This is a genomic window from Citrobacter sp. wls619 (assembly GCF_005281345.1).
Lineage (GTDB): Bacteria > Pseudomonadota > Gammaproteobacteria > Enterobacterales > Enterobacteriaceae > Citrobacter.
Genome location: NZ_SZXJ01000101.1, coordinates 81,402 through 101,866 on the forward strand (window position 1 = coordinate 81,402; position 20,465 = coordinate 101,866).

Sequence of the window (20,465 nt, forward strand, 5' to 3'; positions counted from 1 at the left end):
AAAAAAATGACGCAGAAAATCGAACAGTCTCAACGACAGGATCGCGTGGCGACCTGGAGCCGTCATGCAGAAAGCGAGCTTTCCGCTTATCAGAGCACCGCAAAAGTTGAATTACAGGCGCAAAAACCGCGCAACAAAAAGCTGTGCGCTAACCTGGAAGAGGCCATTCGCCGTTCAGGCTTACAGGATGGCATGACCATCTCTTTCCACCACGCTTTCCGCGGTGGCGATCTGACGATCAACCTGGTGATGGATACCATCGCTGCAATGGGCTTTAAAAACCTGACGCTGGCTTCCAGCTCCCTGAGCGACTGCCATGCGCCGCTGGTTGAACACATTCGTCAGGGTGTCGTCAGCCGTATTTATACTTCTGGTCTGCGTGGCCCGCTGGCAGAAGAGATCTCTCGCGGTCTGCTGGCTGAACCTGTTCAGGTCCACTCTCACGGTGGTCGTGTACATCTGGTACAAAGCGGCGAACTCAACATTGATGTCGCCTTCCTCGGCGTACCGTCCTGTGACCCGTTTGGTAACGCCAACGGTTACACAGGTAAAGCCTGCTGTGGCTCCCTGGGCTACGCTCGTGTCGATGCTGAAAACGCCAAACAGGTTGTCCTGCTGACCGAACAGCTGCTGACCTACCCGCATAATCCAGCCAGCATTACCCAGGATCAGGTGGATCTGATTGTACAAATCGACCAGGTCGGTGATGCTGACAAAATTGGTGCTGATGCCACTCGCATGACCACCAACCCGCGCGAATTGCTGATCGCCCGCAGCGCAGCAGACGTTATTGCTAACTCCGGCTACTTCAAAGAAGGTTTTTCATTGCAGACAGGAACCGGCGGCGCGTCTCTGGCCGTTACCCGTTTCCTGGAAGACAAAATGCGCAGCCGCGACATCCGTGCTGACTTTGCGCTGGGCGGCATCACTGCCACCATCGTTGACCTGCATGAGAAAGGCTTAATCCGCAAACTGCTGGATGTACAGAGCTTCGACCGTAATGCGGCAGAATCTCTGGCACGCAATCCAAATCACATTGAAATCAGTGCTAACCAGTATGCCAACTGGGGCTCAAAAGGCGCCTCTGTTGATCGTCTGGATGTCGTGGTACTGAGCGCGCTGGAAGTAGATACCAACTTCAACGTTAACGTACTGACCGGTTCTGACGGCGTACTGCGCGGCGCATCCGGTGGCCACTGTGATACTGCGGTTGCCGCAGCGCTTTCCATCATCGTCGCCCCGCTGGTTCGCGGACGCATCCCGACGCTGGTTGATAACGTCCTGACCTGCGTAACCCCGGGTTCCAGCGTTGATATCCTGGTCACTGACCACGGTATCGCCGTCAACCCTGCACGCCCTGAGCTGGCAGAACGTCTGCAAGAAGCGGGCATGAAAGTCGTGTCCATTGAATGGTTGCGCGAACGTGCACAGCAGCTTACCGGTCAGCCACGCGCTATCGAATTTACTGACCGCGTGATTGCCGTTGTGCGTTATCGCGATGGCTCAGTGATTGACGTTGTGCATCAGGTGAAGGAATAAGCCATGCACCTGCTCCCTGAACACGCCACCTGCCACGCGGTTTCCATTCCCGAGCTGCTCGCCAGCCGCGATGAGAGACAAGCGAGGCAACATGCCTGGCTCACGCGTCATCACGCGCCATTGGTCTCTTTTACCGTGGTAGCGCCAGGTCCGATTAAAGACAGCGAATTAACCCGTCGTATCTTTAATCACGGCGTCATCGCCCTGCTTGCGCTGGCGAAACAATCATCCTGGATTGTCAGGGAGCAAACTGCGCTGGTCTCCGCCAGCGGCCCGGAAGGTCTGTTGTCCATCGAGGCGCCAGCCCACGACCTCAAGCTCGCCACTATCGAGCTTGAGCATTCACATCCGCTGGGACGGTTATGGGACATCGATGTCCTGACCCCGGAAGGAGAAATCCTGTCCCGCCGTCATTTCGCGCTTCCTGCCCGTCGCTGTCTGTTGTGCGAGCAAAGCGCTGCCGACTGTGCGCGGGGTAAAACCCACGCGCTTTCCGACTTACTCATTCAAATGGAGGCACTGCTGCATGATGCCGATTCCCGCAACATCGACGAATAACGCAGTTCTTCCACTGGATCTGCCCGACGCCTACGCCACGCTTGCCTGGCGCGCCATGCTGACTGAAGTCAACTTATCGCCCAAACCGGGTCTGGTGGATCGCATTAATAACGGCGCACATAAAGATATGGCGCTGGAAGATTTTCATCGCAGCGCAGAGGCTATCCAGGCCTGGCTGCCACGTTTTATCGAATACGGCGCATTCAGCGCGCAGTTGTCACCTGAAGAGGTACTGAAAGGACTGCGTCCACTGGGTATGGCCTGCGAAGCCGATATGTTTCGCGCCACCGCTGGGGTGAACACCCATAAAGGCAGCATCTTTTCTCTGGGACTGCTGTGTGCCGCCATTGGCCGCCTGCACCAGCTCCAACTGACTGTTACCGCTGAAACCATTTGCTCTACGGCAGCAACATTTTGCCGTGGCCTGACCGAGCGCGAACTGCGCCAGAACAATCAACAACTCACGGCTGGCCAACGTCTTTATCAGCAACTGGGATTAACCGGCGCACGGGGCGAAGCCGAAGCGGGATATCCGCTCGTCATCCAGCATGCTCTGCCGCACTACCGCGCACTGCTGACTCAGGGCCGCGACCCTGAACTGGCGTTACTCGACACATTATTGCTGCTGATGTCTATCAATGGCGACACCAACGTGGCTTCACGTGGCGGCGCGGAGGGTCTGCGGTGGATACAACGGCAGGCCACCACATTATTGCAGCAAGGGGGAATTCGTACCCCCGCCGATCTCCATTACCTACACCAGTTCGACCAACAGTGCATCGAACGCAACCTCAGTCCAGGAGGCTGTGCCGATCTGCTGATCGTTACCTGGTTCTTAGCTCAGATTTCGCAAGTTCATCATTATCACAATTAAAGATCCTTTCCGGAGAATCACACACATGTCTTTAGCAAAAGATAAAATATGGAAGTTATTGGCCCCATTGGTCGTAATGGGCGTCATGTTTCTTATCCCCGTTCCTGATGGAATGCCTCCACAGGCCTGGCACTACTTTGCCGTGTTTGTGGCGATGATCGTCGGTATGATCCTTGAGCCAATTCCGGCAACAGCGATCAGCTTTATCGCCGTCACGATCTGCGTTATCGGCAGCAACTACCTGCTGTTTGATGCTTCCGAACTGGCCGATCCGGCGTTTAAAGCGGGTAAGCAAGCGCTGAAGTGGGGTCTGGCTGGCTTCTCCAGCACCACCGTGTGGTTGGTGTTCGGTGCGTTTATCTTCGCACTGGGTTATGAAGTCACCGGTCTGGGTCGTCGTATCGCACTGTTCCTGGTGAAATTCATGGGTAAACGTACCCTGACGCTGGGCTATGCGATTGTTATCATCGACATTCTGCTGGCGCCGTTTACACCGTCCAACACCGCGCGTACCGGTGGCACCGTGTTCCCGGTTATCAAAAACCTGCCGCCGCTGTTCAAATCCTTCCCTAACGATCCTTCCGCACGCCGTATCGGCGGATATCTGATGTGGATGATGGTTATCAGTACCAGCCTGAGCTCCTCGATGTTCGTTACCGGCGCTGCGCCAAACGTACTGGGTCTGGAATTCGTTAACAAAATCGCCGGCATTCAAATCAGCTGGTTGCAGTGGTTCCTCAGCTTCCTGCCGGTCGGTATTATTTTGCTGATCGTTGCTCCGTGGCTGTCTTACGTGCTGTACAAACCGGAAGTTACCCACAGTGCTGAAGTTGCCGCATGGGCCGGCGATGAACTGAAAACTATGGGTAAACTGACCCGTAAAGAGATGACGCTGATCGGTCTGGTCCTGCTCAGCCTGGGCCTGTGGGTATTTGGCGGCAAGCTGATTGACGCTACCGCAGTGGGTCTGCTGGCGGTCTCCCTGATGCTGGCTCTGCATGTTGTACCGTGGAAAGACATTACTCGCTATAACAGCGCATGGAACACCCTGGTCAACCTGGCCACGCTGGTGGTAATGGCCAACGGTTTAACCCGTTCCGGTTTCATCGACTGGTTTGCCAACACCATGAGCACGCACCTGGAAGGTTTCTCGCCTAACGCGACCGTGATCGTTCTGGTGCTGGTGTTCTACTTTGCGCACTACCTGTTTGCCAGCCTTTCTGCGCACACCGCCACAATGCTGCCGGTTATTCTGGCGGTAGGTAAAGGCATCCCGGGCGTTCCGATGGAACATCTGTGTATCCTGCTGGTACTGTCCATCGGTATCATGGGCTGTCTGACTCCGTATGCCACTGGCCCTGGGGTTATCATCTATGGCTGTGGTTATGTGAAATCCAAAGACTATTGGCGTTTGGGTGCTATCTTCGGTGTCATCTACATCTCAATGCTTCTGCTGGTCGGCTGGCCGATTCTGGCAATGTGGAGCTAATCCGCACGCTTTACGCATAGTCAAAACACAGAGTTAAAATGATGCCAGTCAGCTAAACCTGACTGGCATTTTTTATGATTAAATAGATGATATTCAGAATTTATATAAGTGTCCGAATTTATCATGACATCAACATGGCGTTCTTTTTCTTTACTGGCAGCGCTTCTGCTGCCGGTTTCTGCGGCTCAGGCCGATGAACTTCAGGCCAAACAGTACGGCGATTTTGACCGCTACGTGCTGGCCCTCTCCTGGCAAACCGGTTTTTGTCAGAGTCAGCATGAGCGTAATCGTCAGGAGCCTGACGAATGTCGTCTGCAAAAAGAGACCGACAATAAAGTAGATTTTCTGACGGTTCATGGCCTGTGGCCCAGCCTGCCAAACTCAATTGCCGCCCGCGGTGTCGATAATCGTCGCTGGATGCGTTTTGGCTGTGCTACTCGCCCTATTCCCAACCTGCCAGAAGCCCGTGCCAGCCGGAAATGCGCGGCCCCAGAAACCGGTCTGTCACTGGAGAGTGCGGCGAAGTTAAGCGCCGTCATGCCCGGTGCTGGCGGAACATCCTGTCTGGAACGTTATGAATATGCCAAACATGGTGCCTGTTTTGGTTTTGATCCCGACGCGTACTTCGGCACCATGGTGCGGTTGAACAACGAGATTAAGAGTAGCGAGACGGGCAAGTTTCTGGCGGATAACTACGGCAAAACGGTTAGCCGTAGCGCATTTGACGCCGCATTCGCTAAAAACTGGGGCAAAGAGAATATCAAAGCAGTGAAGCTAAGTTGTCACGGCAACCCCGCTTATCTGACGGAGATCCAGTTTTCATTAAAAGCCGATGCCATCAACCAACCTTTATCCTCTCGTTCATTCCTGCCGCAACCGCATCCGGGTAACTGCGGTAAACAGTTTATTATCGACAAAACGGGATACTAAACAGGGAGACCGACGCGCACACCCGGCGTCGGTCTGACGGCTTAACGTTTTGGACGCGCATCCGGACGCACCAGGTCAAAGCGATGTGATTCATCAATTGAATAATACGCACTTGGCCCGCCCGCACGCAGTACCGGGTGCGCTTTCGCCGTCTGGTAGATGCCCTCTTCCAGCAACGTTTCATCAATGTGGATACCGACCACCTCACCCAATATCAGCCAGGTTTCAACAGGCGTGCCATCTGCGGCCGCCAGTTGTAGGCTCTGTGATAAGCGACACTCGAAATTGACGGGGCTTTGTGCCACGCGCGGCACATTAACTATCCGACTCTCTGCTTTGCAAAGCCCTGCGGCAAAGAACTCATCCTGGCCGTGCGGCAGACTGGCCGACGTTTCGTTCATCGCACTGGCCAACTCAAGGGTGGTCAGGTTCCAGACAAACTCACCTGTTTCGATAATATTCTGCACACTGTCTTTCCAGCCGCTGCTGGCAAAACCGATAATCGGCGGATGATAGTTAAAGCAGTTAAAGAAACTGTACGGTGCCAGATTATGCCGACCGTTGCTGTCACTCGACGCAATCCACCCGATAGGGCGCGGCCCAATAATGGCATTGAGCGGGTCATGTGGCAGGCCGTGTCCCTGTGACGGTTGATAGAAATACATAGCGTTCCCTGTTGAAGTTAACGTCAGCGCAGCACAAATTATGCTTCGCTCATCCCCCTGGAAAAAGAAGATCAGCGTAGAACAATCTGCTAACGATTACGACTGAATAAAGTTGAGCAGGTCACCGTTGATCTGTTGCTTATGGGTGGTGCAAATACCGTGAGATCCACCGGCATACACCTTCAACTGCGCATCTGGTAGGATTTCTGCCGCGACCTTACCGCAGGTTTCAAACGGGACAATCTGATCGTCGTCACCATGGATCACCAACGTCGGGATGGTCATTTTTTTGAGATCTTCACGCAAGTCTGTTTCCGAGAACGCATGGATACAGTCGTACAGTGCTTTGATTGATCCTTGTAAGCCCTGTTCGACAAAACTTTCACGGACCGCCTTCGACTCCTTTGCGCCCGGTCGATTGTAGCCATAGAATGCGGCCGTCAGCTCATAGAAAAAGGCAGCACGATCGTTCACAACGCCTTCACGAATGCCATCAAACACCTCCTTAGGTACACCATTCGGGTTAAAGTCGGTTTTGATCATGATGGGCGTTACCGCACCAATGAGTACCGCTTTTGCTACCCTCTGCGTCCCATGGCGGCCAATATAACGAGCAACTTCGCCACCGCCGGTAGAGTGCCCGACATGCACAGCATCTTTGAGATTGAGATACGCGGTAAGTTCGGCCAAATCGTCAGCATACTGATCCATATTGTGGCCATCCCAGGACTGGGCCGAACGCCCGTGCCCCCGTCTGTCATGGGCTATCACACGAAATCCTTTCGACCCGAGAAACAGCATCTGATCTTCAAACGCATCTGCGGTCAGCGGCCAACCATGGCTGAACACAATGGGCTGGCCGCTTCCCCAGTCTTTGAAATGCAAATAACTGCCATCTTTTAAGGTAAGTTTGTCGTACTGGCTCATGAGATCTCCTGTCGAGGAACACTGAGTTGTCGTGGCGCGCCCGCAGCGAGCGCTTAAAAAGCATAATGCAAATTTGAGAACGATCACGTTTTTTGCCACCCCCTTCATCTGCAGCAATATTGATGATTTGCCTGAATGTGAACTAAATCACTTCAAACCAGGGGTAAGTCTCAGTATCATCATAAAAGCTAAACCCTTGCCGCCTGACGGTGAGGGTTTTCTTTTGGGATTATTTACCTGCGCATCCGCAGTATCGACGACATGGAGTAATAAATGTCCAGACCAACTATTATCATTAACGACCTCGATGCGGAACGCATTGACCGCCTGTTGGAGCAACCTGCGTTTGCTGGTTTACCGATAGCGGACGCATTAAACGCTGAACTGGATCGCGCCCAAATGTGTTCCCCGGAAACCATGCCGCACGACGTGGTAACCATGAACAGCCGCGTGAAATTCCGCAATCTGAGCGATGGCGAAGTGCGTGTACGTACCCTGGTATATCCGGCCAATATGACTGACAGCAGTACACAGCTTTCGGTAATGGCGCCAGTCGGTGCAGCGCTTCTGGGTCTGCGCGTTGGCGATACGATCCATTGGGACTTACCGGGCGGTACATCGACCCACCTCGAAGTCATCGAGCTTGAGTACCAGCCTGAAGCTGCAGGCGACTACCTGCGCTAACTCTGTCTTATCAAAGCGACTCGCTTTATCTTACAGGGGATGCATCCGCATCCTCTTTCCGCTTCACCCCCTGCTGTCTTTCATTTACTACACGTCCTTTTCTCCTGTTCGCAAAACATAAATCTGTGTCGTGACTGACAGAATCATTTTTAATACTATGCTGTTATGTGTTCATGTAATGACAAGGAGAATGTTTATGTACAACACAATCATAATGCCTGTTGATGTATTCGAAATGGAACTGAGCGACAAGGCTGTTCGCCATGCAGAATTTCTGGCACAAGATAAAGGGGTGATCCATCTGCTGCATGTGCTCCCGGGTTCCGCCAGTCTGAGTCTGCACCGTTTTGCCGCTGACGTTCGTCGTTTTGAAGAGCATCTGCAACACGAAGCGGAAACCCGTCTGCAAACGATGGTCGGTCACTTCAGTATCGATCCTTCCCGCATTAAGCAGCACGTTCGCTTTGGTAGCGTGCGTGATGTGGTAAACGAATTGGGTGAAGAGTTGAATGCAGATGTGGTGGTCATCGGATCACGCAACCCATCAATCAGCACTCATCTGCTCGGATCTAACGCCTCCAGCGTTGTCCGCCACGCTACCTTACCGGTGCTGGTCGTTCGCTAATAAAAAAAGAGGCTACCTTCCGGTAGCCTCTTTCTCCTACAAACCAATGATATCCCATTTGTAGGCCCGATATGCTTGTGCTATCGGGCATTTCGCTTCTTTTGCAGGTGAGTCTTACTTTCTTATACGGTTGTGGTGCGAATCAGATAATCAAAAGAGCTCAGAGACGCTTTCGCGCCCTCGCCAGTGGCGATGATGATCTGCTTGTACGGTACGGTTGTACAATCCCCCGCAGCAAAGACCCCCTTCACGCTGGTCTCGCACTTGGCATCAATGATTATTTCACCCATGCGGTTACGCTCAACGGCACCTTCCAGCCAGTTCGTATTCGGCAACAGGCCAATCTGCACAAAGATACCCGCCAGTTCTACATTGTGGATATCACCGCTGACGCGGTCACGATACTCCAGACCGGTGACTTTACTGCCGTCGCCTTTCACTTCCGTGGTTTGTGCATTCAGAATAATGTCGACGTTTTTCAGACTGCGGACTTTATTCTGCAAAACCTGATCGGCCTTCATTTCCGGGGCAAATTCCAGCAACGTCACGTGCTCGACGATACCCGCCAGGTCGATAGCCGCTTCAACACCCGAGTTACCGCCACCAATCACCGCGACGCGCTTGCCTTTAAACAGCGGGCCATCACAGTGCGGGCAGTAGGTTACGCCCTTGGTACGATACTGATCTTCACCCGGAACATTCATGTTGCGCCATTTTGCGCCGGTAGCAATGATGATGCTACGTGCTTTCAACACCGCGCCGGAAGCCGTTTCAATCTGATGCAAACCACCTTCCTGAGCTGCCGGAACCAGTTTGCTCGCACTCTGGCTATCAATGACATCAACATCGTAATCATCAACGTGGGCTTTCAGTGCGCCAGCCAGTTTCTGGCCTTCGGTTTTCGGTACAGAGATGTAGTTTTCGATATCAACGGTATCAAGAACCTGACCGCCAAAGCGTTCGCCCATCAGACCGGTGCGAATACCTTTACGTGCAGAGTACACCGCAGCCGCTGCCCCGGCAGGACCCGAACCGACGATCAGCACATCGTAAGCATCACGCTGATTCAACTCTTCCGCTGCGCGTTTTTCTGCGCCCGTATCCACTTTCGCGACGATTTCGGTCAGCGTCATGCGGCCCTGGCCAAACTCTTTACCGTTCATATAGACCGCCGGAACGCCCATGACGTTACGGTCAGTAATTTCGTTCTGGAATGTGCCGCCATCAATCGCCGTATGCTTGATACGCGGATTCAGCACGGACATCAGGTTCAGCGCTTGCACCACATCCGGGCAGTTATGGCAGGACAGTGAATAATAGGTTTCGAACTCAAAGTCCCCGTCGAGGTCGCGGATCTGCTCCAGCAGTGACTGGGCCTCTTTTGACGGATGACCGCCCGTCCACAACAGCGCCAGAACCAGAGAGGTAAACTCATGGCCCAATGGAGAGCCGGCAAAACGTGGCCCCTGGTGAGAGCCCGGGTTGGTTATCAGGAACGATGGCTTACGTACGGCCAGCGTATTGTCTTCTTTAAAGGTGACTTTTTCTGACAGTTCAGCAATTTCAGTCAGCAGTTCCTTGATTTCTGCCGATTTAGCGCTGTCATCCAGCGTAGCAATCAGCTCAACAGGTTTGGTCAGTTTCTCAAGATAAGCCTTGAGCTGGGTTTTCATATTTGTGTCGAGCATTATTCTTCCCTCTCTGAAAACATCATCATGCAAGCCGAATTCGTTCAGGCAGTCTGAATACGTTTGCATCATGGTGTTGGAATAAAACGGGCGCGACGCACCCGCTTAAGGATTAATTCGCAAGAATTTCGTGTTACAGGCAGGCGGTAAGCTTATGAATCCCCGGGAGCTTACATAAGTAAGTGACCGGGGTGATTAAGCGTAGCCAACGCACCTGTAGCGCGAAAGGCGTAGCGAATTTTAGATTTTACCAACCAGGTCCAGGGACGGAGCCAGAGTTGCTTCGCCTTCTTTCCACTTAGCCGGGCAAACTTCACCTGGGTGGGAAGCGACATACTGTGCAGCTTTAATTTTGCGCAGCAGGTCAGACGCATCACGGCCGATACCTTCAGCGGTAACTTCGATTGCCTGGATGATACCCTGCGGGTCAACAACAAATGTTGCACGGTCAGCCAGACCTTCATCTTCACGCATGTTGTCGAAGTTACGGGTCAGGGCGCCAGTCGGGTCGCCGATCATCGCATATTTGATTTTCGCGATGGTTTCAGAGCTGCTGTGCCATGCTTTGTGAGTAAAGTGAGTGTCGGTAGAAACAGAGTAAACGTCCACGCCCAGTTTCTGCAGTTCTTCGTAATGGTCAGCAACGTCGCCCAGCTCGGTCGGACATACGAACGTAAAATCAGCCGGGTAGAAGAAGAAGACACTCCAACGACCTTCGGTATCTTTCTCGGTTACTTCGATGAACTCACCGTTTTTGAACGCCTGGTTTTTGAAAGGTTTAATTTTGGTATTAATCAAAGACATCTGTACTTCCTCCGTGTTTTCGTTGAGGGATAAGTTAACGAAAATTATTGATAAGGGCTAATGCGTTTCCTTTATCAAATCAATAAGCGTTAACTAACAACCGACTCAACCGCATGTTGTAAACCCTATTCTAAAAGTAAAAAAGGCTCCCTTTGCAGGGAGCCTCATTACCCGAGTTACCCGCAAGTAACTTCAGTGCCAGCAGAACTGGCTATGTGTTGCGCTCTACATTACCTTAACCAAGGTTGTAACAGCGATTGGGATTACATCACCCAACTACCGAAAGGGCAATCGACAGACTGTCGATCTTACCTATGGCTGCGATAGGTTTTGCAACTTAACTCCCTTTCCTTCTAATTTTATAAGGAAAATCAATGTTTAAACGTACATTACTCTTAGCTCTGCTCCCTGCTGTCGTCCACGCTGAAGAGCTTCCTGCCCCCGTTAAAGCGATTGAGAAACAGGGCATTACGATTCTGAAGTCGTTCGACGCGCCGGGGGGCATGAAAGGTTATCTGGGCAAATATCAGGACATGGGGGTCACTATCTATGTCACGCCTGATGGAAAACAGGCGATCTCCGGCTATATGTATAACGAGAAAGGTGAAAACCTGAGTAATGCGCTGATAGAAAAAGAAATCTATGCACCTGCAGGGCGCGAGATGTGGCAACGAATGGAAAAAGCGTCGTGGATTCTGGACGGCAAAAAAGATGCGCCTGTTATTGTGTATGTGTTTGCCGATCCATTCTGCCCGTACTGTAAACAGTTCTGGCAACAGGCACGCCCGTGGGTTGAGTCCGGCAACGTTCAATTGCGCACGCTGTTGGTCGGCGTGATTAAACCCGAAAGTCCCGCAACCGCTGCGGCCATTCTGGCAAGCAAGGATCCCGCTAAAACCTGGCACGACTATGAAGCCTCCGGCGGTAAAATGACGCTGACACTGCCAGCAACCCCGCCTGCCGAGCAAATGAAGACGCTGAATATCAACCAAAAACTAATGGACGACTTAGGCGCCAATGTCACGCCTGCCATTTATTACATGAGCAAAGATAATACCCTGCAACAGGCAGTCGGTTTACCCGATAAAGAGAAACTGGATATTATCATGGGAGCCAAATAAATATACGCAACGAATGATTGATATTGTTTCCATATCAATCATTCTTCTTTTCCATATCAATTACCCCATTAGCACTTTTTACCGAAAAAATAACCCTACCTGTGCTATTTTAGCAGCAGTTAACTATTCATTAAGTTTTACATGCATATGTAGTGGTAATGTGTCGCAACTCATATATAACAAAATTAAATACTTCACAACCAAACTAAAACAGGAATTAGCGTATGGCTAACCTTTACGACCTCAAAAAATTCGATCTTAACCTACTGGTTATTTTCGAGTGTATCTATCAAAATCTGAGCATAAGCAAAGCCGCCGAAACGCTGTTTATTACCCCCTCAGCCGTTAGCCAGTCGCTACAAAGGCTTCGCACTCAGTTCAATGATCCTTTGTTTATTCGGGCAGGGAAAGGCATTACGCCTACCGTAACGGCGGTCAATCTACACCATCACCTTGGGAACAATCTCAACAGTCTGGAAGAAACAATTAATATCATGCACAGCTCCAGTCTGAAGAAAAAATTTGTCATTTACAGTCCGCAAATTATCAACAACGCCTACGTAAGTGAGTTAATTCAATTTATCAGGGAAGACAAATATGTTGAAATTGAACATCATGATATTCTGATAACATCGGAAACCGCTGAAGACTTACTAGCCTACCGTAAAGCGGATGTTGTCATCACGACATCACCAAGCGTTAACCGCTCGATTATATGCACCCCATTCAAGACTGTTGAGACCGTATTGGTCTGTTGCAAAAACCACCCCAGAATAAATGAAAACGCCACGTTAAATGAAATACTGGAAGAACAGTTTTCGCGGTTTCTCTCTGACGATGCTGGTGTAAAAGAGTACCAGTCGGAAACAAATTCTTTTCTCGCCAATCGTAAATCCGGGTTCACTAGCGATTCACTCATGTCAATTATCAACGTTATATCTCTTACAGACATCATTGGTTTTCTTCCCAAATCATCCTTTGAACTATATGCATCACTATTCAATTTAAAAGAAATCAAAACAGATGTTAAGCTTCCATCAATGGAGCTATTTTTAATGTATAATCGGGCATCACTTAACAACAAAAATTTCGAGAAATCCATAAATAAAATAAACAAAAAAAACCAAGAAAAGTGATATATTAAATAACCATTCACACCATAAATATAAAAAATTTCCATATAAATCATGTGAATACATTTAAAGGTTGCACGCTGTGTAAATTGGCATATCTTATTCAGAGTATACATTAGAGATGTTACTCTTTTATTCTTTCAGTATGGACTTGCTATGTCTGTTTACAAAATCCCTCTGAGTCAGAGCGTGCTGGAAGCCGCTCAGGAACGCATTACCTGGACTTTGGAAACACTGCCTCGCGTGTGCGTTTCACTGTCCGGAGGGAAAGACTCCGGGCTCATGATGCATCTCACCGCCCCCCTTGCGCGCCAGTTACATAAAAAAATCAGCGTATTGTTTATTGACTGGGAAGCCCAGTTCTCTTGCACTATCGACTATGTTGAAGCGCTACGTGAACGCTATTCTGACGTTATAGAACATTTTTATTGGGTAGCAATACCGCTTACCACACAAAATTCTCTCTCACAATTTCAACCTGAATGGCAGTGCTGGGACCCCAATACACCATGGGTGCGGCAACCACCAGCAGATGCGATTACCAATCCCCGTTTCTTTCCTTTCTACCAACCCGGCATGACCTTTGAGCAATTCGTTCGTGAGTTCGCTGACTGGTTTTCAGAAAAACGTCCTGCAGCAATGATGGTGGGCATCCGTGCCGACGAGTCATATAACCGTTTTGTCGCCATTGCCCATTCACGTAAGCAACGTTTTGCCGATGACAAACCGTGGACTACCGCGGCACCGGGGGGACACACCTGGTATATCTATCCGATATATGACTGGAAAACAGCCGATATCTGGACATGGTTTGCGAAAACAAAAATGCCATGCAACCCCCTGTATAACCTGATGTACCAGGCCGGCGTGCCAACACGATATATGCGCATTTGCGAACCCTTTGGCCCGGAACAACGCCAGGGACTGTGGCTGTATCATGTTATTGAGCCACAGCGATGGGCAGCCATGTGCGCCCGGGTTAGCGGCGTTAAAAGCGGCGGAATATACGCCGGTCATGACAACCATTTTTACGGCCACCGGAAAATATTAAAACCGGAGCATTTAAGCTGGCAAGCGTATGCCATGCTGCTATTAGACAGCATGCCGCAACAGACCGCAGAGCACTACCGCAACAAAATCGCCGTCTATTTACAGTGGTACAAGAAAAAGGGGATCGATGAGATTCCTCAAACCCAGGAAAGCGATATTGGTTCTAAAGATATCCCCTCATGGAGACGGATCTGCAAAGTACTGCTGAATAATGACTACTGGTGTCGGGCACTCTCATTCAGTCCCACAAAAACGAAAAACTATCAACGTTATAACGAACATATGAAAACCAAACGCCAGGAATGGGGGATCTTATGCAACGACGACTAACTCAGGAACTCACCGGTTTTCTTTCTGGCCTTTCAGAAGAAGAACGAATTGAAGCAATCAATGAATTCAGGATGGCAATCCATAGCGTCAGTCCTTTCCGTGAAGAACCGGTAGACTGCGTTCTGTGGATCAAAAATAACGCGATTTCGCCAAATGATTACAACCCAAATAACGTTGCGCCGCCGGAGAAAAAGCTGCTGCTGAAATCCATTGAAGCCGATGGTTTCACACAGCCGATCGTCGTGGTTCAATCAGCCCAGGAAGAATATGAAATCGTCGACGGATTCCATCGACATGAAATTGGCAAAAACAAATCATCGCTAAAATCACGCCTGAAAGGTTATCTGCCCGTTACCTGCCTACAACGCGGGCGTCATGAGCGCATGGCGGCGACAATCCGCCACAATCGTGCCCGTGGGCGGCATCAAATCCATGCCATGTCGGAAATCGTTCGTGAATTATCACAATTAGGCTGGAGCGAAGAGAAAATCGGTAACGAGCTGGGAATGGATAGCGACGAAGTCTTACGTCTGAAACAAATCAACGGTCTGCAAGAGTTATTTGCCGACCGTCGCTTCTCCAAAGCCTGGACGGTGAAATAGCTACAGCGCAACCAGGCGTTCTGCCGCTGCCAGCAGCGTCGATTCTTGCTTCGCAAAACACAGGCGAATCAGCTTATGAGGGAAAGGATCGGCGCAGAAAACGGACAGTGGGATCGCCGCCACGCCGACCTCTTTAGTCAGCCATTGGCAAAATGCCACATCGTTGAGATCAGAAACAGCACGGTAATCAATCAGCAAAAAGTACGTCCCTTCGCAGGGCAGTATTTCCAGCCGACTGTTACGCAGCGCATTCACCAGCACATCACGTTTTCTCTGATAAAACGCGGGCAGCTCACGGTAGTGCGTTGGATCTTCGCGCAGCATATCCGCCAGCGCCAGTTGTGCCGGCGTGTTGACCGAGAAGGTTAAATACTGATGGACCTTACGTAACTCTGCGCTAATAGCCGGTGGCGCAATACAGTACCCTACTTTCCAGCCCGTCATATGATAGGTTTTGCCAAATGATGAAACGGCAACTGCGCGCTCCCTTAGTTGCGGATGCGCCAGCACGCTGGCATGCCCATGCGTGGCAAAACAGATATGCTCGTAGACTTCGTCACTGACAACATAGATCTCATGCCCGTTGATGGCCTGCCATAACGCCTCAAAGTCCGCCTTCTGCCATACCGTAGCCGAGGGGTTATGCGGTGTATTTAGGATCACCAGCCGGGTGCGGTCACTGATTAGCGCGGTAAATTCCTGCCAGTCGACGCGAAAAGACGGCGGCTGCAGCGCGATGCGTTTAACCACGCCGCCGGATAATGCGATCGCGGGCGCATAGCTGTCGTAGCTCGGGTCAAAACATATCACCTCATCGCCAGGCCGTACCAGTGCCGTAATGGCGGCATACAGCGCTTCTGTCGCCCCTGCCGTGACCGTCACGTCACTGTTTGCATCCGGTTTGTAGCCATACAACTCGGCGGTTTTATCGGCAATGGCGTCGCGCAGCGGCTGCACGCCCGTCATCGGCGCATACTGGTTTGCGCCATGCGCGACATGATATGCCAGACGTTCCTGCAAGAAATGTGGACCATCAAAATCAGGAAATCCCTGCGAGAGGTTAATCGCCTGGTGCTGCTGCGCCAGCGCGCTCATTTGCGTGAAAATAGTGGTGCCCAGATTAGGCAGTTTGCTTTGCGGAATCAGCGGGTTATTACTCATTATTGTTATCCCAGCGTGTGATGTTGTGGTTGAAGCCACTATAGCACGATGTTAGTATTTAGCAATCAAGACGTTCAGACGTCTATATAACAATAACCTGCCTGGACAGGATAGCCAAAAGGACAACACAACATGAGTAATACCGAGATTCGCGTCGTCACCGGCCCGGCCAACTATTTTTCCCATCCCGGCAGCCTGTCGAGACTCAACGATTTTTTCACACCCGACCAACTTTCACGCGCCGTCTGGGTATATGGTGAGCGCGCTATCGCTGCAGCCCGGCCTTATCTGCCTGAGGCCTTTCAACTTGCCGAGGCTAAACGTCTGCTGTTTACGGGTCATTGCAGCGAAACCGATGTTGCTCAACTGGCAACAGAGTCAGGAGACGACCGTAGCGTGGTGATTGGCGTGGGCGGCGGGACATTGCTCGACACCGCCAAAGCACTGGCGCGCCGCCTTGGTTTGCCCTTTGTGGCAATCCCAACCATTGCCGCCACCTGTGCGGCCTGGACGCCGCTCTCCGTGTGGTACAACGATGCCGGTCAGGCACTGCATTTCGAAATTTTCGATGATGCCAATTTTTTGGTGTTGGTAGAGCCGGAGATCGTGCTTAATGCACCAGACGCGTATTTGCTGGCCGGTATCGGGGACACGTTGGCGAAATGGTACGAAGCGGTTGTGCTCGCCCCACAGCCTGAAACCTTGCCGCTGACCGTACGTCTGGGCATCAACGGCGCACTGGCGATCCGCGACGTACTCCTTCAGAGCAGCGAACAGGCGCTGGCAGATAAACAGCGTGGCGAACTGACCCGTGCATTTTGCGACGTGGTGGATGCGATCATTGCTGGCGGCGGTATGGTCGGCGGTCTGGGTGAGCGCTACACCCGCGTAGCAGCGGCACACTCGGTGCATAATGGCCTGACCGTCCTGCCGCAAACGGCGACGTTTCTCCATGGCACCAAAGTGGCGTACGGCATACTGGTACAGTGTGCACTGTTGGGACAAGATGATGTGCTAACGCAGTTAATTACTGCTTATCAGCGCTTCAATTTGCCAACCCGGCTGGCTCAACTGGACGTGGACATCCAAAACCGCGCCGAAATCGATAAGGTGATCGCGCACACTCTGCGCCCGGTGGAGTCCATTCACGCGCTGCCGGTGAAGCTAACACCGGAAACACTGCGTGCGGCATTTGAGAAGGTAGAGACGTTTACGGTGTGACTATGGTGCAGGTTGCCTGATGGCGGCTTCGCCTTATCAGGCCTACGGCCAATGCAATGTTGTAGGCCGGATAAGCGTTAGCGCCATCCGGCAAAAATTCAACAGCACTTCGCGCCGCCTTTCCCCCCATAGCGTGCATCCTGGCGCTCGCGGAAAAATTCTTCATAAGTCATTGGCGCCTGGTCCGGGTGCGTAACACGCATATGCTCGACATAGTTGTCATAATCCGGCACCCCAATCATCAATCGGGCAGTTTGCCCTAAATACTTCCCGGCTTTAGCGAGTGTTTCAAACATAGTGAGTCCCTGTCGTACAAACGCCCTCCCCATTATGGAGAGGGCTTTTCGTTAAGAGAATATTAGTGCGCACCTTTCGCCTGCGCCACGATCTCTTCAACATTCTCAGGCATCGGTTCGTACGGTGTTTCTTTCGACGTTGGTTTGTCCTCTTTCAACGCGGCCAGCGCAGTTTTAATGGAGAACAGACCCAGTACCACCACGACCACCATGAAGAAAATGGTCAAGCCAGCATCCAGACGGTTGTTAAATACCAGTTGCGTCAGCTGCGACTGAGTGTACTGCGCCGGAATATTACCGCTGTCGATCATCGCCTGAAACTTGTTAGCGATCGCCAGGAAGCCGATTTTCGCATCCGGGCTAAACGCTTTCTGCCAGCCCGCGGTCAGCGTACAAATCAGCAGCCAGGCGGTTGGCACCAGCGCTACCCATGCATAGCGCTGACGTTTCATCTTGAACAGGACGACCGCACACAGCATCAACGCCATACCGGCCAGCATCTGGTTGGCGATACCGAACAGCGGCCACAGGGTGTTAATACCGCCTAACGGATCGACCACGCCCTGGTGCAGGAAGTAACCCCAGGCCAGTACGCACAGCGCGGTTGCCAGCAGGTTCGCCGGAAGCGAGTCGGTCCGTTTCAGGCTCGGAGACACAACGCCCAGCAGATCCTGCAACATAAAGCGTGCGGCACGGGTACCCGCATCAACCGCCGTCAGGATGAACAGGGCTTCAAACAGAATGGCGAAGTGATACCAGAACGCCACATCCATCATGCCGCCCAGCGCACCGTGCAGAATGTAAGCCATCCCCACGGCCAGCGTCGGCGCACCGCCTGCGCGGGAAATAATGGATTGCTCACCCACTTCATTGGCAATTTGATGCAAGGTGTCCGGGGTAATCGCAAAGCCCCAACTGCTAACGACCTGCGCCGCAGAAGCGACCACATCCACCGTACCTGCAGGGGCCAGCACCGCCATCGGGCTGTTCATCGCAAAATACACGCCCGGATCGATGATACATGCGGAGACCAGCGCCATAATGGCGACAAAGGACTCCATCAGCATCCCGCCGTAGCCGATAAAGCAGGCCTGGCCTTCATTCGCCAGCATCTTCGGCGTGGTACCGGAGGCAATCAGCGCGTGGAAACCAGAGACTGCACCACAGGCAATGGTAATAAACAGGAATGGGAACAGGTTACCCGTCCAAACCGGACCGGTACCGTCAACGAATTTGGTCAACGCAGGCATCGTCAGCGTGGGACGCATGATCAGAATACCCACCGCCAGACCGACAATGGTACCAATCTTCAGGAAGGTCGAGAGGTAGTCTCGCGGTGCCAGCAGCAGCCAAACCGGCAACACGGCAGCCACGAAACCGTAGCCCACCAGCATCCACGTCAGCTGTACACCGGTAAAGTCAAAATACGGTGCCCAGGTCGGGCTTGCCGCAACCCAGCCGCCGGAAATAATGGCAAATACCAGAAACACCAGACCGATGACTGACACTTCGCCAATACGCCCCGGACGCAGATAGCGCAGGTAAATCCCCATAAAAATCGCCAGCGGGATGGTGAATGCGACGGTATAGGTTCCCCACGGACTGTGCGTCAGCGCTTTCACGACGATCATTGCCAATACGGCAAGGATAATCACCATGATCATAAAACAGGCCACCAGCGCAATCACACCGGCTGTAGGGCCCATCTCTTCTTTCACCAGTTCGCCAAGGGAACGACCATCGCGACGGGTAGAAACAAACAGCACCATAAAGTCCTGCACCGCACCAGCCAGCACTACCCCGGCGAGCAGCCAGATCATCCCGGGCAGATAGCCCATTTGCGCCGCCAGCACCGGCCCAACTAACGGACCCGCTCCGGCAATTGCCGCAAAATGGTGGCCAAACAGTACTTTTTTATCGGTAGGAACGTAATCGAGCCCGTCGTTATGGCGCACGGCTGGCGTCATACGCGTCGGGTCCAGCGCCAGCACATTTTTCGCGATGTACAGGCCATAGAAACGGTAAGCGATAAGGTAGACACAGACCGACGCGACGACTATCCACAACGCGTTGATCTGCTCACCACGGTTTAACGCAATATAGCCGAGGGCAAATGCTCCTATCACGGAGAGCAATGTCCAGACGAGGTACTTCCCTGATTTGTTCATAGTTGTTATCCGTTGTCTGATCCAGAGAGATGTTACATTTTGTTTCTATAACACCTTTTCTGGATTTAACAACCTGACAACCATGCAAACCCGAAGTATCACTGAGTATTTACATTGCATTGTTAACTAGATCACTTCATTTACCTGTTAACCCTGCAATTTCATTTTACTTTGCCGGGTGACTTCACCCCATCACCGCCGTGCCTAAACGGCAGGTGCAGCAGCGCCGCCCCTGCTCATCAAAGATGACGATTTCCCAGCTTTGATTCTGTCGCCCGAGATGCAACGGCTGGCACACGCCGCGCACTTTCCCCTGCGATACCGCGCGGTGATGCGTGGCGTTCAACTCGGTTCCCACCACGCACTGCCCGTCACGGGTCATCAGATAACCCGCCATTGACCCCAACGTTTCGGCCAGCGCCGCAGACGCCCCACCGTGCAGCAGACCAAACGGCTGATGCGTGCGGCTATCCACCGGCATTTCGGCTTCCAGCACATCGTCTCCCAGTCGGGTATAGACAATGTCTAAATGCGCCACCAGCGTGTTCTGGCTGGTGGCATTCAGTTCATCAAGCGTTAAATGTCGTTTCCAGATCACCG

General features: G+C 51.9%; 20 protein-coding genes. 12 read left to right on the plus strand and 8 right to left on the minus strand.

What is annotated here, in order from left to right; all coding sequences use genetic code 11:
* Nucleotides 1–6: 6 nt before the first annotated feature.
* The 5 genes from citF to rna all read left to right on the plus strand — a co-directional run bounded on the left by citF (nucleotide 7) and on the right by rna (nucleotide 5,390).
* Entirely contained in the window at nucleotides 7–1,539 is a 1,533-nt protein-coding gene (citF, locus tag FDX19_RS22925; RefSeq protein WP_040232565.1) for a citrate lyase subunit alpha, read from the plus strand.
* Nucleotides 1,540–1,542: 3 nt separating this feature from the next.
* Nucleotides 1,543–2,097: a citrate lyase holo-[acyl-carrier protein] synthase gene (gene citX, locus FDX19_RS22930; RefSeq protein ID WP_101742391.1), complete on the plus strand. Its 555-nt coding sequence runs from the start codon at nucleotides 1,543–1,545 to the stop codon at nucleotides 2,095–2,097.
* Nucleotides 2,066–2,971, plus strand: coding sequence for a triphosphoribosyl-dephospho-CoA synthase CitG (gene citG / locus FDX19_RS22935; RefSeq protein WP_137384521.1), 906 nt, complete (start codon nucleotides 2,066–2,068; stop codon nucleotides 2,969–2,971). Before citX ends, citG begins: the two co-directional genes overlap by 32 nt.
* Nucleotides 2,972–2,996: 25 nt before the next feature.
* A complete protein-coding gene (citT, locus tag FDX19_RS22940) occupies nucleotides 2,997–4,460 on the plus strand; it encodes a citrate/succinate antiporter CitT (RefSeq protein WP_115600779.1) in 1,464 nt (487 codons plus the stop codon).
* A gap of 123 nt (nucleotides 4,461–4,583) precedes the next feature.
* Entirely contained in the window at nucleotides 4,584–5,390 is an 807-nt protein-coding gene (gene rna / locus FDX19_RS22945; protein ID WP_137384522.1) for a ribonuclease I, read from the plus strand.
* 41 nt (nucleotides 5,391–5,431) lie between these two features.
* Here the strand turns inward: rna and FDX19_RS22950 are convergent, their stop codons facing one another.
* Both FDX19_RS22950 and FDX19_RS22955 read right to left on the minus strand, forming a co-directional pair.
* Nucleotides 5,432–6,055, minus strand: coding sequence for a flavin reductase family protein (locus tag FDX19_RS22950; RefSeq protein WP_137384523.1), 624 nt, complete (start codon nucleotides 6,053–6,055; stop codon nucleotides 5,432–5,434).
* Nucleotides 6,056–6,151: 96 nt separating this feature from the next.
* Nucleotides 6,152–6,982, minus strand: a complete 831-nt coding sequence (locus FDX19_RS22955) for an alpha/beta fold hydrolase (RefSeq protein WP_137384524.1) — start codon at nucleotides 6,980–6,982, stop codon at nucleotides 6,152–6,154.
* A gap of 273 nt (nucleotides 6,983–7,255) precedes the next feature.
* On the opposite strand from FDX19_RS22955, the gene rnk reads away from it, so the two are divergent.
* Together rnk and uspG are read left to right on the plus strand one after the other, a co-directional pair.
* Complete coding sequence (gene rnk / locus FDX19_RS22960) at nucleotides 7,256–7,666, plus strand: nucleoside diphosphate kinase regulator (protein ID WP_137384525.1); 411 nt, start codon at nucleotides 7,256–7,258, stop codon at nucleotides 7,664–7,666.
* A gap of 196 nt (nucleotides 7,667–7,862) precedes the next feature.
* Nucleotides 7,863–8,291: a universal stress protein UspG gene (gene uspG / locus FDX19_RS22965; RefSeq protein ID WP_005120854.1), complete on the plus strand. Its 429-nt coding sequence runs from the start codon at nucleotides 7,863–7,865 to the stop codon at nucleotides 8,289–8,291.
* Nucleotides 8,292–8,413: 122 nt separating this feature from the next.
* Here uspG and ahpF read toward each other — a convergent pair whose 3' ends face one another.
* Both ahpF and ahpC read right to left on the minus strand, forming a co-directional pair.
* Nucleotides 8,414–9,979: an alkyl hydroperoxide reductase subunit F gene (ahpF, locus tag FDX19_RS22970; RefSeq protein ID WP_137384526.1), complete on the minus strand. Its 1,566-nt coding sequence runs from the start codon at nucleotides 9,977–9,979 to the stop codon at nucleotides 8,414–8,416.
* A 240-nt stretch (nucleotides 9,980–10,219) separates the two neighbouring features.
* Nucleotides 10,220–10,783 (minus strand): alkyl hydroperoxide reductase subunit C, encoded by a 564-nt coding sequence (ahpC, locus tag FDX19_RS22975; protein ID WP_002894394.1) that lies wholly within the window; start codon nucleotides 10,781–10,783, stop codon nucleotides 10,220–10,222.
* Nucleotides 10,784–11,157: 374 nt separating this feature from the next.
* Between ahpC and dsbG the strand changes: the two genes are divergently transcribed.
* The 4 genes from dsbG to FDX19_RS22995 all read left to right on the plus strand — a co-directional run bounded on the left by dsbG (nucleotide 11,158) and on the right by FDX19_RS22995 (nucleotide 15,019).
* Nucleotides 11,158–11,904 carry a thiol:disulfide interchange protein DsbG gene (gene dsbG / locus FDX19_RS22980; RefSeq protein WP_137384527.1) on the plus strand — a complete coding sequence of 249 codons (747 nt, stop codon included), beginning with the start codon at nucleotides 11,158–11,160 and terminating at the stop codon, nucleotides 11,902–11,904.
* 224 nt (nucleotides 11,905–12,128) lie between these two features.
* Complete coding sequence (locus FDX19_RS22985) at nucleotides 12,129–13,040, plus strand: LysR family transcriptional regulator (protein WP_137384528.1); 912 nt, start codon at nucleotides 12,129–12,131, stop codon at nucleotides 13,038–13,040.
* Between the two features lie 153 nt (nucleotides 13,041–13,193).
* Nucleotides 13,194–14,417 carry a phosphoadenosine phosphosulfate reductase gene (locus tag FDX19_RS22990; protein ID WP_137384529.1) on the plus strand — a complete coding sequence of 408 codons (1,224 nt, stop codon included), beginning with the start codon at nucleotides 13,194–13,196 and terminating at the stop codon, nucleotides 14,415–14,417.
* Nucleotides 14,402–15,019 carry a ParB/RepB/Spo0J family partition protein gene (locus tag FDX19_RS22995; protein WP_137384530.1) on the plus strand — a complete coding sequence of 206 codons (618 nt, stop codon included), beginning with the start codon at nucleotides 14,402–14,404 and terminating at the stop codon, nucleotides 15,017–15,019. Before FDX19_RS22990 ends, FDX19_RS22995 begins: the two co-directional genes overlap by 16 nt.
* On the opposite strand, the gene FDX19_RS23000 is transcribed toward FDX19_RS22995, so the two are convergent.
* The gene (locus FDX19_RS23000; RefSeq protein WP_137384531.1) at nucleotides 15,020–16,180 is read right to left on the minus strand and encodes a pyridoxal phosphate-dependent aminotransferase; all 1,161 of its coding nucleotides are present in this window, start codon (nucleotides 16,178–16,180) and stop codon (nucleotides 15,020–15,022) included.
* Between the two features lie 132 nt (nucleotides 16,181–16,312).
* On the opposite strand from FDX19_RS23000, the gene FDX19_RS23005 reads away from it, so the two are divergent.
* Complete coding sequence (locus FDX19_RS23005; RefSeq protein ID WP_137384532.1) at nucleotides 16,313–17,401, plus strand: oxidoreductase; 1,089 nt, start codon at nucleotides 16,313–16,315, stop codon at nucleotides 17,399–17,401.
* Between the two features lie 98 nt (nucleotides 17,402–17,499).
* Here the strand turns inward: FDX19_RS23005 and FDX19_RS23010 are convergent, their stop codons facing one another.
* From FDX19_RS23010 to entH, 3 genes are all read right to left on the minus strand, one after another.
* Nucleotides 17,500–17,697 carry a YbdD/YjiX family protein gene (locus FDX19_RS23010; RefSeq protein WP_137384533.1) on the minus strand — a complete coding sequence of 66 codons (198 nt, stop codon included), beginning with the start codon at nucleotides 17,695–17,697 and terminating at the stop codon, nucleotides 17,500–17,502.
* A gap of 62 nt (nucleotides 17,698–17,759) precedes the next feature.
* A complete protein-coding gene (gene cstA / locus FDX19_RS23015; RefSeq protein WP_137384534.1) occupies nucleotides 17,760–19,865 on the minus strand; it encodes a pyruvate/proton symporter CstA in 2,106 nt (701 codons plus the stop codon).
* Between the two features lie 184 nt (nucleotides 19,866–20,049).
* Nucleotides 20,050–20,463, minus strand: a complete 414-nt coding sequence (entH, locus tag FDX19_RS23020) for a proofreading thioesterase EntH (RefSeq protein ID WP_137384535.1) — start codon at nucleotides 20,461–20,463, stop codon at nucleotides 20,050–20,052.
* Nucleotides 20,464–20,465 lie beyond the last annotated feature (2 nt).